Below are 13,912 nucleotides of genomic sequence, written 5' to 3'. Positions count from 1 at the left end.
CAACGATCCCCGCCCGCAGATACTTCTTGATGGTGTTGCGAGACAGCCCGGTCCGCCGCGCGATCTCGCGGATGGGCATCTTGTCCCGTAACGCCCAACGTCGAATGACGCTCAAAAATCCCATGTCGATCACTCCGAAAACCCCCGACAAATCCCGTCAGGGGCAAGATTCCACATGGGTCAGTTCTCAGTGACAATTTAGACTGCTGCCGGGTCAGTTCTCAGTGACATCCAACAGCCTTGCACGTAAGCCTCCTGGATCACAGCCACGAGTGCTTTTTCGGCTGTCCGACGCGGTTCAAGAAAGCTCGGCAAGTAGCTTCCCTTCCTCAGCTTCGGGATCTCCAGCGATATCCGTCCGGCGCGGGTGTCCCAGTCCCGCTCGCGGTATCCATTTCGCTGAACCTCACGCGACGGCGAACGCACGCCCTTTGCCACGCCAGTTCTGGTCTCAATCTCCGCTTCCATGATCCGCCTGGCCGCGAAAGCCAGCATCTCGCGCACGAGATCGCCATCGGCCTCCTTTTCAACCAGCTCAAGCAGCGCCATTCTGTCGTCGGTCATCGTCGTCTCCGTTCTTGGTTTCGAGTCTCGCAACCCGAACCTTCTCGAAGATCGACGGTGACCACCAGCGTCACACCCGGCCGCGCGCTACGCTACGCCAAGGGCTTCGCCCGCGGCCTCCTACACCAACCGCTGGGACACTATCTGTCGGACCGCGTGCGCATCGTTCAGACGCCTGTGGTCGGTCTCTTCCCGATCACTCACGACGCCCGCCCCCGCGTGACCTGCCGCGAGCGAATCGGGCCGCCTCAGGCCGGGCGCGTCACCGCGCGCACCGCCGGAATCGTTCTGTTCGAGCGGCTGTTTACGTCCGACGAAATCGCCCGCGACGACTACGTCCCCGACCTGCCCGGCGGCGCCACCGACCTGCCGTCAGCCATGTTCCTCGTCCACGAGATGACGCATGTCTGGCAATGGCAGAACCGTGAACGGACCGGCTACCACCCGATCCGCGCCTTCACGGAGCAGGTCCTCCTCGACGACCCTTACCTGTTCGTCGACGATTCCGGGCGCGGCTTTCTCGACTACGGCTCCGAGGCTCAGGCTTCGCTGGTGGAAGAATATCTCTGCTGCGCCACGCTCGATCCCGAAGGTGCGCGCACCGGCCGACTGTTCGATCTGCTCCGTCAGGTCATGCCGGTGGCCGAGCCGCAGACATTCACGCGCTCGGCCCATGTCCCATGGGCCGAGGATCTGGAGGACGTCTGCGCCTGAAAAGGCCGCTTCTGTTCTGTATCAAACGGGGTGACAGAAAACCGGAAGTTACTCCGAAACGTGCAAAACGTCAGGTCTCGGCCTTCTCCTCCAGCGCGAGCCACTCCTCTTCGGTCGCCGCCAGACGCGCCTGCCGATCGGTGAGCGCCTCGGTCGCCTTGCGGAACTTGACCGGCTCGCGCGTGTAGAGATCCGCATCACCGAGCAGTTGTTCCAGCTTGGAAATCTCCGCCTCCAGCCGCGAGATCTCGGCGGGCAGCGCATCGAGGCGGTGCCGCTCCGTATAGGTCAGCCCGTCAGGCTTCGCCGTCCCTTTCGACGACCCGTCCGTCTTCGCGGCCGACTTTGCGGATTCCGGTTTTTCCTTCTGATCCGCACGGTTCACCTCCCGCTGCGCCACGTAATCGGACCAGCCGCCCGGATAGACCTGCGCGCGGCCATCCCCCTCCATCGCAACGGTCCGCGTCGCGACGCGGTCAAGGAAATCGCGGTCGTGCGAAACGAGAAGCACGGTCCCGTCATAATCCTCGATCACGTCCTGCAGCAAATCCAGCGTCTCGACGTCGAGATCATTCGTCGGCTCGTCCAGCACCAGAAGGTTGGATGGCAACGCCATAATCCGAGCCAGAAGCAGCCGCGCCTTCTCGCCTCCGGAGAGAGAGCGGACCGGCGCCCGGAACTGTCTGTCGTCAAAGAGGAAATCGTTGAGATATCCGGCAACGTGCCGAGCCGTGCCGCGCACCATCACCTGATCCGACCGCCCTGCGCCGCCAAGGATGGGGTCGAGCGTCAGCGAATCCCAAAGCGTCGCATCGGGGTCCAGGCGGGCACGCGCCTGATCGAACACGGCGGTCTCGACCTTGGTGCCGATCGTCACCTCACCCGCATCCGGCGCGACCTCGCCCAGAAGCATCTTGAGCAGCGTCGTCTTGCCGACGCCGTTCGGCCCGACGAACGCGATCCGCTCCCCGCGCAACACACGCAGGTCGAAATCCCGCACGATGGTCCGGTCGCCGTAGGCTTTGGAGATGCCGCGCGCCTCGATCACCCGCTTGCCGGAGGCCTGACCGGCGTCGAGTTCCAGCGCCGCCGTTCCGGACCGCCGCACTTGCGATGCCCGTTCCGCACGCAACTCGGCCAAGGCGCGGACCCGCCCCTGATTGCGCTTGCGCCGGGCAGAGATGCCCTCGACGGCCCACTTCGCCTCGGCCTTGATCAGCCGGTCGAGCTTGTGACGCGCCGCGTCCTCCTGCTCCCAGACGGTGTCGCGCCATTCTTCGAAGGCTTCGAAGCCTTTTTCCTGCCGCCGCACCGCACCCCGGTCGACCCACAGCGTCGCGCGCGTCAGCGCCTTCAAAAAGGCACGGTCGTGCGAGATGAGGACATACGCCGTGCGGGTCTGACTCAACTCCTTCTCGAGCCAGCCGATCGCCTGAATGTCGAGATGGTTCGTCGGCTCGTCCAGAAGCATCAGCTCCGGCCCCTCGGCCAGCAGCTTGGCCAGCGCCGCACGCCGCCGCTCCCCACCCGAAGCAGCCTCGGGCGCCGCATCGAGCTGCAGCTTCAGCCCCTCGGCAACCGCCTCCACGCGCCACGACTCCGCCGGCCCAAGCTCCGAAATCGCATAATCGCCCAGTGTCGCAAAGCCCGAGAGGTCCGGCTCCTGCTCCATGTAGCCCACCGACGTGCCAGGCGAGAGCGTTCGCGCGCCCGTGTCGGGCTCCACCAGCCCCGCCATCACCTTCATCAAGGTGGACTTTCCCGACCCGTTGCGCCCGACCAGCGCCACGCGGTCGTTCGGCTGAACCACCAATCCGAGATCGGAGAAGACGGGATCTCCACCGAAGGTCAGGGAGATGTCGGAAAGCTGCAGGAGGGGAGCGCGGGCCATGGCGCGCGGCCTATCCGCGTGCCGCTCGGGCGTCAATCAGGCGGGATGCAGCAATTGGGTCAGGCGCCGGGCCCGTGCGGTGGGAATTGTCGCAACCGGAAGGGCGGTGAAGACATGCAACGTGTCCAGATCGTCGTCCCGCACCGCATGATCCGATACCGCCGCGCCGAACGTGAGATAGCCGCGCAGCATCGGCGGCAAGGGGCCCGGCACACCCGGAAGAGGCACCGCCCCGTCGCGTCGACCCGGCCGCCATTCCGGCGGGGCGACATAGCCGCCGAGCCGCTCCGTCCCCGCGCCGTTCGGGGGAAAGGATGCGCAGCCGAAGAGCGCCGCCGCCCCGGTTGCCGTGGCGACATGCGCGATCGCCCCCAGCATCACACGCGCCAAGTCCGGATCCGCGGCTTCGGGCAACAAGCAGATGCGCCCGACCTCCAGCGCCCGATCAAATCGCGCCGCAAAGCGCGTCAGATCATAGCGATTGCCGGTATAGCCTGCCAAAATCGCGTCGCCCTCCAGAACGGAGAGCCGGGCGCAAGCGGCCAAACCGTCACGCTCCACCAGAAGATGCCGTGCATCCGCGTCGAATGCGTCGGAATCGTCCCGCCCGTCGCGAAACAGCCGCGCGCGAAGGGCAAACGCGGCGCCGGCCTCATCCCCCGACACCAGCCGCACCCTGTACCCTCCGGCCCTTACGTCCATTTGGCGCTCCCTTGGCGGATCCGACGTGGGACCCTAAATCCCTCTTAACCTGCCGCGCGGGCGGCGCCGTGAAAAGAGGAAGCCGAATGGATAAGGTCGTGAAGTCCGAAGAGGAATGGAAGCAGGAGCTTAGTCCCGAAGCCTACAAGGTGCTGCGCAAGCACGGGACGGAGCGGGCGGGCACGCACGAGGGTTTCCCCAAAGGCCCCGGCACGTATGTCTGCAAGGCCTGCGGCAACCCGGTCTTCGCGCAGGACGCGAAATTCGAGAGCGGCACCGGCTGGCCGTCCTTCTACCAGCCCGTCGATGGCGTCGAGAGCGAGCATGTCGGCGAGAGCGAAGACAATTCGTGGTTCATGCGCCGCACCGAAGTGCACTGCAATCGCTGCGAGGGGCATCTGGGTCACGTCTTTCCCGACGGTCCGAAGCCGACCGGGCTTCGCTACTGCATCAACGGCGTCGCTTTGGATTTCAAGCCGAAGGGTTGAGTGACGTCAGCGGTCGTTGGCGAGGGCCTCGCCGACATTGATGCGGCCGAAGTTGCGCAGGAGCTGCTGGATCAGACCGTAGTCGCGGATCGTGGTCGTCGTCACGCGCCGCGAAAGCGGCACGACCTGCCCCCGCTCCAGCCCGAACCGCTCGATGTTGGAGAGCGTGCCGTTCTCGGCGAAGGAGATAGCGACCAATTCACGGTCGATCGTCTCCGGCGGCCGCCAGCCGTAATTCCGGCGCCGGCTCTGGACGTAATACCAAGCATCGCCGCGCTCGAATCCGCGGATCGTGGGACGGCCGACGCGCGTCTCGACCGTCTCGCGGGTATCGACGCCGACGGAGAGGACCTGAAGCTGCTGGGGCTCGGGGACATAACCGTGACTGCGGTAGACCGGTGCGCAGGCCCCAACAGCCGCGACCAAAGCGGCGAGCGTCAGCCCTCTGAAGATGCGTGTCATCGTGATCCCCGTCTGGCGTCCCGCGGCGGACGCGATGCCGCCACCCGGCCCCCGTTGCGCGGGCGGTCCGTTTCGCCCTATGGCTTAGCCGCCCGCGCCCGGCCCATCAAGTCATCCCTATCCGTACTGTCAGGACCCGTCATGCGCCCCGTGCTCAGCCATCCGATCCGCCTCGCCGACCTGCCGCAGCGCAAGCCGACCGAGGCCCGACTTACTCCCGACGAGGCGCAACTCGCCACGCTGGCCGAACGGCTCGGGGTCAGTTCTTTGCGCAAGGTCGCGCTGACAGTGACGCTGACGCCCGGACCCGGTCGGGACTGGACGCTGGACGGCACGCTCGGCGCGACGATCCGGCAGCCCTGTCGCGTGACGACCGATCCCGTGACCACGCGCGTCGATGTCGCCGTGGCACGCCGCTACTCGCCCGACTTCACGCCGCCCGGGGGCGAGGAGGACGAGATGCCCGAGGACGACACGCTGGAGCCCCTTCCCGCCACGCTCGACCTCGGCGCCCTTCTGGAGGAGGAGCTTGCCCTCGCGGTTCCGCCCTTCCCACGCGCCGATGGGGCCGAAGCGCTCGATGTCACCGCCGCGCCACCGGGTGCGGAGCCGCTGACGGAGGAGAAGGTGAAGCCGTTCGCGGGACTGGCCGACCTGAAGGCACGCATGGAGGGCGGCACCGACGACGACGCGGAGCAGTAATCCGTCGCGTGCCGCTCCTACCATCTTCGAACACGAGCCCTCGTGCCCCTGTGGCGCGCCCGCGGTCGCCGAACTTCGCGCAGGATACCGCTCCCCCCATCACCCGCTTGCATCCCGCGGGATTCGCTGTATGAGGCGCCTTCCGGTTAAAAGACTTGCCGGGAAAGCGCTGGACCACCGCCGGGATAGGCACTAGGAACAGCCCAGATTTATTGACACCAGGCCGCATCGTCGCGCGCCCCGAAACAGACCCGAGGTTGAGACATGGCCGTTCCGCAGAACAAGGTCACCCCCTCCCGCCGCAACAACCGTCGTTCGCATGACAGCCTGAAGCCGGGCAATCCGGCCGAGTGCCCGAATTGCGGCGAGTTGAAGCGCCCGCACCACGTCTGCGGTGCCTGTGGCCATTATGCCGACCGCGAAGTCGTCGCGGCACCGGCCGTTCTGGATGACGACGCGGCCTGATTGGCCCGCGCCACGCACTGCATCACGTCGAGGGAGGGGGACTGGCATGTCGGATGAGACCGACGCGCCCCCGGCCGTGGCGGGAACGGTTCCGCCCGACGCGAGCGGTGTGCTTTCCATAGACGCCATGGGTGGCGACAATGGCCCCGAAGCCATCGTCGCCGGCTTGGCGGCTGCAATGAAGGCGCATCCCGCAATTCGTTTCATCGTGCATGGCGACAAGTCCAAGCTCGATTCGTTGATCGCCCGCCGTCGCGGCCTGGCCGATCATTGCGTGACACGGCATGCCGAAGACGTCGTCGCCATGACCGACAAACCCAGTCAGGTCATGCGAACGGGCAAGAACACCTCCATGTGGTCGGCCGTCGAATCCGTGCGCTCCGGCGAGGCGAATGTCTGCGTGTCCTGCGGGAACACCGGCGCGCTCATGGCCGTTTCGATGCTTCGGCTTCGCAAGCTGCCCGGCGTCAACCGTCCCGCGATCGCCTGCCTTTGGCCTTCACGAAACCCCTCGGGCTTCAACGTGATGCTCGATGTCGGCGCCGACATCCGCGCAGATGCGGATGACTTGCTGCAATATGCGCTGATGGGCATGTCCTATGCCCGCAACGGCCTCGGCCTGGAGCGTCCGCGCGTCGGCCTCCTCAATGTCGGCACCGAAGAGAACAAGGGTCGGACCGAACTGCGGGCCGCGCATGATCGAATTGAGGCATTTGCCGAAGATAGCGGCTACGACTTCGTCGGATTTGTGGAAGGCGGCGACATACCCGGCGATCGCGTCGACGTGATTGTCACCGACGGGTTCACCGGCAACGTCGCTCTCAAGACCGGTGAGGGCACCGCCCGCTTCGTCCGCGACATGCTGAGCGAGGCATTCCGCGCGACTCCGATGTCGAAGGTTGCCGCTCTGCTCGCGATGGCGTCGCTCAAGCGGCTTTCGAAGCGCATCGATCCACGGCGGGTGAACGGCGGCGTGTTTCTCGGCCTCAACGGGACCGTGGTCAAGTCGCATGGATCGGCGGACGAAACAGGGGTCGCCGCGGCCATCGCCTTGGCCTACGATCTTTCCTTGACCGGATTCAGCGAGCGGCTCCGGGCGCGCGTGGCGGCAACGACGACCTATATGGGGGACGAGGCATGAGACGTACCCTGATCCGCGGTGTGGGCCATTACCTGCCAGAGCGGGTGGTCGAGAACGACTGGTTCACCACCTTCCTCGATACGACGGACGATTGGATCCGCACTCGCTCCGGGATCGAGCGGCGGCATTTCGCCGCCGAGGGGCAGGCAACGTCCGATCTGGCGGTTCGCGCCGCGCGCGCCGCGCTGGAGGATGCCGCTCTGACGCCCGACGATGTGGACGCGATCATCGTCGCAACCTCCACCCCCGACCTCACTTTTCCCGCCACCGCAACCATCGTGCAGGAGCGGCTCGGCATGACGCGCGGCTTCGCCTTCGACGTGCAGGCCGTCTGCGCGGGATTTGTCTACGCACTCGCCAATGCAAACGCGATGATCGTTTCGGGTCAGGCCGAGCGGGTTGTGGTAATCGGGGCCGAGACTTTCAGCCGGATCATGAACTGGGAAGACCGGGCGACCTGCGTTCTCTTCGGCGACGGGGCGGGCGCGGTGGTGCTCGAATCTGGCGAAGGCGCAGGAAATTCCGATGACCGCGGCATCCTCGCTACGGATCTGCATTCCGACGGCCGCTACCGTGAAATCCTTCAGGTTTCGGGTGGCGTATCGGCGTCGCAGACCACCGGCCACCTGATGATGGCGGGCAAGGAAGTGTTTCGGCATGCGGTCGAGAAGCTGGCCCAGACGACGACCGACGTGCTGAACAAGGCCGGCGTGACGACTGGTGATGTCGACCGTGTCATCCCTCACCAGGCAAACATCCGCATCATTACCAAGACGGCGCAGAAGCTCGGCCTGCCGATGGACAAGGTCGTCGTGACCGTGGCCGATCACGGCAATACCTCGGCCGCGTCGATTCCCCTCGCGATGTCCGTGGCCAAGGCGCGTGGAGAATTGCGGGAGGGTGAACTCGTCGTGACCGAGGCGATCGGCGGCGGCCTTGCCTGGGGTGCGGTCGTTCTGCGCTGGTGACGTTACCTAAATGATATTAACGGCTTCGCCGGTTTCCGGCCGACATGACACTTGGCAGCGATCCGCATCAACTTCACCGCACAAGCCCCTTTGGTTGACTAATTTTTCCTGAAAGCCCAAACCGAACTTAACGTCGGCACTGCCGCCGGCGACGGAACAGCAGGACCAAGGGGGCGGCATGGCCGACAAGACATTGACGCGGATGGATCTTGGCGAAGCGGTATTCCGCAACGTCGGACTGAGCCGGAACGAGAGCGCGACGCTGGTGGCTTCGGTCCTGCAGCACGTTTCCGACGCCCTTGTGAACGGCGAGCAGGTCAAGATTTCGGGTTTCGGTACCTTTTCCACCCGGGACAAATCCGCCCGTGTCGGACGCAATCCGAAGACGGGAGAAGAGGCGCCGATCCCGCCGCGGCGCGTCCTGACCTTTCGGCCGTCGCACCTGATGAAGGACCGGATTGCTGCGGGCAATGCCGCCGCCAAGGTCTGACGATTGGCCGGTCCGTCCGAAAAATCCGAAGGTGCGTTCCGCACCATCCGCGAGGTCGCGGACTGGCTTGGCGTACCGACGCACGTGCTGCGCTTCTGGGAGTCGAAGTTTGACCAGATCGCACCGGTAAAGGGGGCTGGCGGACGGCGCTATTACCGTCCTGAGGACATGCGTCTTCTCGGTGGGATCAAGGTTATGCTTCACGATCAGGGGCTGACCGTCCGTGGCGTGGCGCAGCGGATTGATCAGGACGGGATCGACGCGGTCACCGCGCTTTCACCCGAGATCGAGGGGGTGCCGACACCTGCAGCGCGGGCCCGCAAGGTGATACGCCAGCAACCCGAGCCGGAGAGCGACCGTGTCGTACCATTCGGTCGCGGGAAGAGTACGACGTCGGGTGAAGGCGATGCCCCGGCGGAACCCGCCCCGGCTGTGCTGCCCCCCAAGCGGCCCTCGCCCGAGGCGCCGCCACAACCGGACATGCCGGTCACGCCGGCGCAGCCGGAAGAGCCGGTCCACCCCGATCAGCCGGACGATTCGCCCATCAAAGAGCCGGCCGCCCCGCCGCAACCCGATGTGCCCGAGGATGCCGAGGTTGCGCCGGAACCGGCGCCCGAGCCCCGGACGTCCCCTGCCCCAGAGCCTATCGCACCGCCTCCAGCCGCGACGGCCACGCTTCGGGTCGAAACAAAGATTGACCGCCGTCGTCTTCGGCGCGTCGTCCTCCGCCTGCGCGGCGTCATCGCCGATGTGGAGGCGGAACTGTCGCAATCGGGAACGGCAGGTCCAGAATCCTGATCGATTGTGCTTCCCTTTCGGCTTGCGCGGCCCGGCGAAAGCCGTATGAAGGCTCCCAAGTCGGGCTATGGCGCAGCCTGGTAGCGCGTCCGTCTGGGGGACGGAAGGTCGCAGGTTCGAGTCCTGCTAGCCCGACCAATCGCAACGCCTCTCCCCGACCGGGGCGGGGCGTTTCGCGTTTTTGAAGGACGGGTCCGATGAATCCTCGCCGCGCCGATGGCGTCCTCGCCTCCCAGCAGATCGCCCAGCTCGCCGAGACGGGAGCCATTGCCGCCCCACCCTTCGTGGACGGACAGATCCAGCCGGCGAGCCTCGACCTCCGGCTCGGGACTCTGGCCTACCGGGTGCGAGCCTCCTTCCTGCCGGGCGCGGGCCGCAGCCTCGCCGAACGCCTGCCCGAGTTCGAGATGCACCGCATCGACCTCTCCAACGGGGCGGTGCTGGAGAAAGGGTGTGTCTACCTCGTCGAACTTCAGGAGGGGTTCGCGCTTCCGCCGGGCATCACTGCCGTTGCCAATGCCAAGTCCTCTACTGGCCGTCTGGATCTGCTGACGCGAGCCGTGACGGATCGCGGTACCGAATTCGACCGGATCCCGGAGGGGTATGACGGACCGCTATATGCCGAGATCTGTCCGCGTAGCTTCTCCGTGCTCGTCCGCCCCGGCATGCGCCTGAACCAGATTCGTTTCCGCGCGGGGGATGCCGTGCTCGACGATGCCGCGCTGCGACGGCTTCATGCCGAGATCCCTCTCGTGGACGGCCCCGCCGTGATCGATGAAGGCTTGGGGTTCTCGGTCGACCTCACCCCCGGCCCGAACGACCTCGTGGGATGGCGTGCAAAGCCGCATACCGGGGTCATCGATCTCGACCGGATTGGCCATTACCGCCCCGGTGAGTTTTGGGAGGCGATCCGCACGCGCGACCGCCATGTCATCCTCGATCCCGGCGCATTCTACATCCTCGTCAGCCGCGAAGCCGTGACAATCCCGCCCGGCTATGCCGCCGAAATGGCGCCTTACCTCGCGATGGTGGGCGAATTCCGGGTGCACTATGCTGGCTTCTTCGATCCGGGCTTCGGTCACGGAACGCCGGCACGCGGGGTGCTGGAGGTCCGCTGCCACGAGGCACCCTTCGTTCTGGAGCACGGGCAGATCGTCGGCCGCCTCATCTACGAAGCGATGTCTGAGGTCCCCGCGACGCTTTACGGCCAAGCCATCGCTTCGAACTATCAGGGTCAGGGTTTGAAACTGTCGAAACACTTCGCCGCGCCCTGATCCGGCGCACGGCGTCAGCCAAGCCGCCCGTTTCCCCAGCGTCGATCGGCGCAGTAAAGCATCATGTGCGGCACCGTCAGGGCCCAGATGCCCCAGAACGTGACCAAGACGAACCGTTCGGCGGGCGGACCGTGAAGCACCACGAAGGCGATGAACGCGAGCGGCAGGACGAGAAGCGTCATCGCGATCCCCGCCCGGCGGGCGAAGGACCATGCGCGCACGCGGTCGGTTGGTGCGTGGCGTCGGGCAAGCTCGGCCGTATGGCGCGGCACGTGGACCGTAAGGAAGTAGACAGTGAAGGCCGCCAATGGCGGCAGGAATACGAACGACAGGGTCAAGGCAGCGACCGGCGCAGCCGCCCGGAGCGGCACCCAATCGCGTCGTGCAAGCAGCGGGTAGATTCGCCGCCCCCAGAAGGCCGCAAAGGCAGCAAGCCAAACGAAGCCGAGCGCCGTCAGCGCCGCACGCGGCCAAACGCCGCCCGTCAGCAGCGACAGGAACGCCCCGGTCCGGTCCGGGTGCAGCAAAAGCGGCAGAAAGAACGGCACGCCGCCCTGCGCGACCACCTCAACCGCATCGCGCCGGCGGCTGTCGCCGGCCCAGCGGGCGTTGGTATCCTCGAGTCCGAAATGGACCGCCGCAACCGTCACAAACAGCGCGACTGACACAACAGGGGCGAAAATCACCCCGACCAAGACGCTCGCAGAAACAAGAAGATAGGCCCCCGCAAAGACCGGGAGCCACAGGCGCCCGAATATGGGGCGCATCATCGGCTTGGCCACCGCGTCATCCGCGCCGCCATGTGGCATGCCCAGCCACACGAGCCATGCTGCGGGAACTGCCAGAGCGGCCGGCTCGTAGCGCCAGAGCAACGGCGCAGCGATCAGGGCGACGAGGGGTAGAAAGAGGATGAGCCGGTCATGGCGTGCGGCAAAGACGGGTGCCCACCGCCGGGTGTTTTCCAGATCGACCTCGTCGCGCATGTCGTGCGCCGAGCTCACGCGGTGAAAAGCCTGTGTCACGGGCGGCGTGCTTTCAGATACACATTCTGCTTCCAACCCACAGACCCGGAGTCGGCGCGGGCAGGACCGCATAGGACTTTGACAGATGCGCGTGCGTGGAGCGCCGTTACCGCACCGCAGAGACAATCGACCATCCCGGCGAGACTAAGCCCGACGCGGCTGTCGAGGCCGAGCGGAATAGCAGGCAACGGGGCCGCATCCGTGCGGGCCCAGCCGAAAGCCACCAAGCATCTCTCCAGCCTCATGCCATCTTCCCCTCTGCGATCCGCCCCCTTCGTGATCAACGAAGGTTCAAAAGCGCTTGTTCCGCATCGGGAACAGGAACATCCACCCGAGCCTCAGCTGAGCGGACAGTTCCTCCGCTGCTCCGGCGACAGCGCATTTAGCGGCACGATCCATGTGTGGATCGCAAAGAGCACCACCCCCGTCCGCGGCAGGCGCAGGATCGTCTGCCGCTCGGAGCGCACGAACCGGGCTGCCTCCGACTCCTCACGCGGCGCGCCCTCAAGGCGGGGCCGAGGATCAGGAGGTCTTCCTGCAGGATCGCATTCAGCACATCAAGGGGAGCACCCCTCGTGGAAACGCGCCGCCCGTCGGGGGTGATCACGCTGTCGCCATCTCGTCGGAACCCGGTGGGCAAAGCGGCCAGCGCGACCTCGCGCAGCTCCTCAAGCGCGTCATCAGCGCCGGGAAGGGCCGACAGGACCGCCCCTCGCCGCTCCCGCAGCAACCGCGCACGTTCCGCCATCTGCACCTTGTAGGCATCGTCCACCCGGATCCACGACCCCTCGACCGGCCGCATGCCGGGCATCCGCGACAAAGCCGGATCATCCAACGGCGTGTGCGGGAGGGACGATTGCGTGATCGCGGTCACTCCTCCGGTGCCGCACGCGACAGAAGATCGTCCGCCCCCTTCATCCGCCGCTCGTCTTCCACCATGCGTTCGATCACGCGAACAGGCGCAACCTCGTCGGCGGGCGGCGTCTGATCCGGGGCGGGCTCCTCGGTTACGACGATCTCTCGCGAGCGGTTTTCGGTATCAGGCAGGTTGATCACGGGCAGTCCGCCCCCCGGCAGGTTCACGCGGAAGGTCGGCTCCGGCAGGCCGATATCGGCGCGCGTCAACGCGGCCATCACAAGGCGGAGCGCCTCGCCGCGCGCCACCATAAAGTCGCTCTCCTGCTGGTTCACCCAACCGAAGAATTCCATCGTCACCGTGCTGTCGCCGGCCTCCTTCACCCAAACCTGCGGCGGCGGATCCACCAGCACGAAAGGAAGGCTGCCGAGCGTCTCGAGACCGATCCGCTTGGCCTCCGCCAGATCGTCATTCGGGTCGATGCCGAGCCCGAAGCCGAAGCGCCGCTCTGCGTTGCGCGTGTAGTTGATGATCTTGGCCTTGAAAACGACCGCGTTCGGCAGGCGCAAATGGTTGCCGTCGCGGTCAAGCAGGATCGTCGCGCGACTTGTCAGCCGGATCACCGTCCCGACGGAGCCCTCGATATCCACGAAATCGTTCGGTCGGAACGGTTGCCGCAGGCTCAGCATGATCGACGCGATGAAATTCTCGACCGTGTCGCGCACCGCGAATCCCACGGCCAATCCCACGATACCCGCCGCGCCCAGAAAGCCCGCCAGCACCGCCGTCGCATTGAGGATGTCGAGCGCCACCACGATCCCGGCCAGCACGAAGACCAGACGGAATATTACGCGATAGATGTCGCCGATGAACGCGTTCGGCGCGATCCTGCGCCACGGCGCCTCCCACCGCGCGAAGAGCACACCGACCAGCATCACGGTCAGCCCGGCCGTCAGCGCCACCGCCAGAAGCGGAAGGTAGGCGACCGCCTGCCCGATGCGGTCTCGGAAACGTGCGAAGACCGGGTTCAGCCGCCGGTTCAAGTTCGTGTCCTCCACCACCTCGTTCTGGATGGCGACGACGCCGTCGACGCGGGACGTAATTTCGTCAAGGCGCTGGATCGCGGCATTGTCCAGCACTTCGCCGGACAATGTCACGACCCCCTCGCGGACATCGACGATAACCCCGGTGTAGCCTTCGAGTTGCGCGATGATGTCTTGGATGCGGCGCTCGATCGCGGCGTCCGAGACTCCGTTCTGCGCGGTCGCAATGGCACCCGAGGGTTGCGACGGCGCTTCCTGCGCGAAAGCGGGCGCAGCAAGCAGAAGCGCCAGGAAAAGGGCGCGGATCATGCGGAGCACGCTAATAGGCTGGC

Annotated in this window: 15 protein-coding genes, 1 tRNA gene and 3 pseudogenes; 10 read left to right on the top strand and 9 right to left on the bottom strand. The window is 65.9% G+C overall.

The genetic code is table 11. From position 1 onward, the window contains the following. Positions 1–124, bottom strand: a 124-nt coding sequence (locus JSE7799_RS12110) for a helix-turn-helix domain-containing protein (protein WP_144431680.1), incomplete at its 3' end; no start/stop codon positions are given. Positions 125–237: 113 nt separating this feature from the next. After that, positions 238–564, bottom strand: a pseudogene (locus JSE7799_RS12105) (transposase); the annotation flags it as partial. Positions 565–621: 57 nt separating this feature from the next. Between JSE7799_RS12105 and JSE7799_RS12100 the strand changes: the two are divergent. Next, positions 622–1,278 carry a hypothetical protein gene (locus tag JSE7799_RS12100; protein WP_055663838.1) on the top strand — a complete coding sequence of 219 codons (657 nt, stop codon included), beginning with the start codon at positions 622–624 and terminating at the stop codon, positions 1,276–1,278. A gap of 70 nt (positions 1,279–1,348) precedes the next feature. On the opposite strand, the gene JSE7799_RS12095 is transcribed toward JSE7799_RS12100, so the two are convergent. Further along, entirely contained in the window at positions 1,349–3,169 is a 1,821-nt protein-coding gene (locus JSE7799_RS12095; protein WP_055663837.1) for an ABC-F family ATP-binding cassette domain-containing protein, read from the bottom strand. 36 nt (positions 3,170–3,205) lie between these two features. Further along, positions 3,206–3,844, bottom strand: a complete 639-nt coding sequence (locus JSE7799_RS12090) for a GNAT family N-acyltransferase (protein WP_055663836.1) — start codon at positions 3,842–3,844, stop codon at positions 3,206–3,208. Positions 3,845–3,957: 113 nt separating this feature from the next. Here JSE7799_RS12090 and msrB point away from each other — a divergent pair, with 113 nt between their 5' ends. Next, positions 3,958–4,359, top strand: coding sequence for a peptide-methionine (R)-S-oxide reductase MsrB (gene msrB / locus JSE7799_RS12085; RefSeq protein ID WP_055663835.1), 402 nt, complete (start codon positions 3,958–3,960; stop codon positions 4,357–4,359). 6 nt (positions 4,360–4,365) lie between these two features. Here msrB and JSE7799_RS12080 read toward each other — a convergent pair whose 3' ends face one another. After that, a complete protein-coding gene (locus JSE7799_RS12080; protein WP_055663834.1) occupies positions 4,366–4,821 on the bottom strand; it encodes an outer membrane protein assembly factor BamE in 456 nt (151 codons plus the stop codon). Between the two features lie 141 nt (positions 4,822–4,962). Between JSE7799_RS12080 and JSE7799_RS12075 the strand changes: the two genes are divergently transcribed. From JSE7799_RS12075 to JSE7799_RS12040, 8 genes are all read left to right on the top strand, one after another. Continuing rightward, entirely contained in the window at positions 4,963–5,523 is a 561-nt protein-coding gene (locus JSE7799_RS12075) for a YceD family protein (protein WP_055663833.1), read from the top strand. Between the two features lie 264 nt (positions 5,524–5,787). Next, complete coding sequence (gene rpmF, locus JSE7799_RS12070) at positions 5,788–5,988, top strand: 50S ribosomal protein L32 (protein ID WP_055663832.1); 201 nt, start codon at positions 5,788–5,790, stop codon at positions 5,986–5,988. 46 nt (positions 5,989–6,034) lie between these two features. Next, entirely contained in the window at positions 6,035–7,129 is a 1,095-nt protein-coding gene (gene plsX, locus JSE7799_RS12065) for a phosphate acyltransferase PlsX (RefSeq protein ID WP_055663831.1), read from the top strand. Beyond that, positions 7,126–8,097 (top strand): beta-ketoacyl-ACP synthase III, encoded by a 972-nt coding sequence (locus tag JSE7799_RS12060; RefSeq protein ID WP_055663830.1) that lies wholly within the window; start codon positions 7,126–7,128, stop codon positions 8,095–8,097. The genes plsX and JSE7799_RS12060 overlap by 4 nt, the downstream gene beginning before the upstream one ends. Before the next feature lie 178 nt (positions 8,098–8,275). Next, entirely contained in the window at positions 8,276–8,587 is a 312-nt protein-coding gene (gene ihfA, locus JSE7799_RS12055) for an integration host factor subunit alpha (protein WP_055663829.1), read from the top strand. A 3-nt stretch (positions 8,588–8,590) separates the two neighbouring features. Next, positions 8,591–9,385, top strand: a complete 795-nt coding sequence (locus tag JSE7799_RS12050; protein WP_055663828.1) for a MerR family transcriptional regulator — start codon at positions 8,591–8,593, stop codon at positions 9,383–9,385. A 61-nt stretch (positions 9,386–9,446) separates the two neighbouring features. After that, positions 9,447–9,523 (top strand) — tRNA-Pro (locus tag JSE7799_RS12045). Between the two features lie 59 nt (positions 9,524–9,582). Then, positions 9,583–10,659 (top strand): 2'-deoxycytidine 5'-triphosphate deaminase, encoded by a 1,077-nt coding sequence (locus JSE7799_RS12040; protein WP_055663827.1) that lies wholly within the window; start codon positions 9,583–9,585, stop codon positions 10,657–10,659. Between the two features lie 14 nt (positions 10,660–10,673). Here the strand turns inward: JSE7799_RS12040 and JSE7799_RS12035 are convergent, their stop codons facing one another. From JSE7799_RS12035 to JSE7799_RS12025, 4 genes and pseudogenes are all read right to left on the bottom strand, one after another. Beyond that, positions 10,674–11,642: a Brp/Blh family beta-carotene 15,15'-dioxygenase gene (locus JSE7799_RS12035; protein WP_055663826.1), complete on the bottom strand. Its 969-nt coding sequence runs from the start codon at positions 11,640–11,642 to the stop codon at positions 10,674–10,676. Positions 11,643–12,019: 377 nt separating this feature from the next. Continuing rightward, a pseudogene (locus JSE7799_RS22315) lies at positions 12,020–12,151 on the bottom strand (heme-dependent oxidative N-demethylase subunit alpha family protein); the annotation flags it as partial. A 56-nt stretch (positions 12,152–12,207) separates the two neighbouring features. Then, positions 12,208–12,483, bottom strand: a pseudogene (locus JSE7799_RS22310) (heme-dependent oxidative N-demethylase subunit alpha family protein); the annotation flags it as partial. A gap of 68 nt (positions 12,484–12,551) precedes the next feature. Further along, on the bottom strand, positions 12,552–13,889 hold the full coding sequence (locus JSE7799_RS12025; protein WP_083480527.1) for a mechanosensitive ion channel family protein: 1,338 nt from the start codon (positions 13,887–13,889) through the stop codon (positions 12,552–12,554). Positions 13,890–13,912: the final 23 nt, after the last annotated feature.

The organism is Jannaschia seosinensis (assembly GCF_001408515.1).
Lineage (GTDB): Bacteria > Pseudomonadota > Alphaproteobacteria > Rhodobacterales > Rhodobacteraceae > Jannaschia > Jannaschia seosinensis.
Note: the sequence above shows the minus strand (reverse complement) of the source record. Positions and strands in the feature narration are given on the sequence as shown.

Excerpts from the sequence above, each read along its gene's own strand:
- JSE7799_RS12080 (WP_055663834.1), bottom strand. The coding sequence starts at position 4,821 with ATGACACGCATCTTCAGAGGGCTGACGCTCGCCGCTTTGGTCGCGGCT.
- msrB (WP_055663835.1), top strand. The coding sequence starts at position 3,958 with ATGGATAAGGTCGTGAAGTCCGAAGAGGAATGGAAGCAGGAGCTTAGT.
- JSE7799_RS12040 (WP_055663827.1), top strand. The coding sequence starts at position 9,583 with ATGAATCCTCGCCGCGCCGATGGCGTCCTCGCCTCCCAGCAGATCGCC.
- JSE7799_RS12060 (WP_055663830.1), top strand. The coding sequence starts at position 7,126 with ATGAGACGTACCCTGATCCGCGGTGTGGGCCATTACCTGCCAGAGCGG.
- JSE7799_RS12075 (WP_055663833.1), top strand. The coding sequence starts at position 4,963 with ATGCGCCCCGTGCTCAGCCATCCGATCCGCCTCGCCGACCTGCCGCAG.
- plsX (WP_055663831.1), top strand. The coding sequence starts at position 6,035 with ATGTCGGATGAGACCGACGCGCCCCCGGCCGTGGCGGGAACGGTTCCG.
- JSE7799_RS12035 (WP_055663826.1), bottom strand. The coding sequence starts at position 11,642 with ATGCGCGACGAGGTCGATCTGGAAAACACCCGGCGGTGGGCACCCGTC.
- JSE7799_RS12025 (WP_083480527.1), bottom strand. The coding sequence starts at position 13,889 with ATGATCCGCGCCCTTTTCCTGGCGCTTCTGCTTGCTGCGCCCGCTTTC.
- rpmF (WP_055663832.1), top strand. The coding sequence starts at position 5,788 with ATGGCCGTTCCGCAGAACAAGGTCACCCCCTCCCGCCGCAACAACCGT.
- ihfA (WP_055663829.1), top strand. The coding sequence starts at position 8,276 with ATGGCCGACAAGACATTGACGCGGATGGATCTTGGCGAAGCGGTATTC.
- JSE7799_RS12095 (WP_055663837.1), bottom strand. The coding sequence starts at position 3,169 with ATGGCCCGCGCTCCCCTCCTGCAGCTTTCCGACATCTCCCTGACCTTC.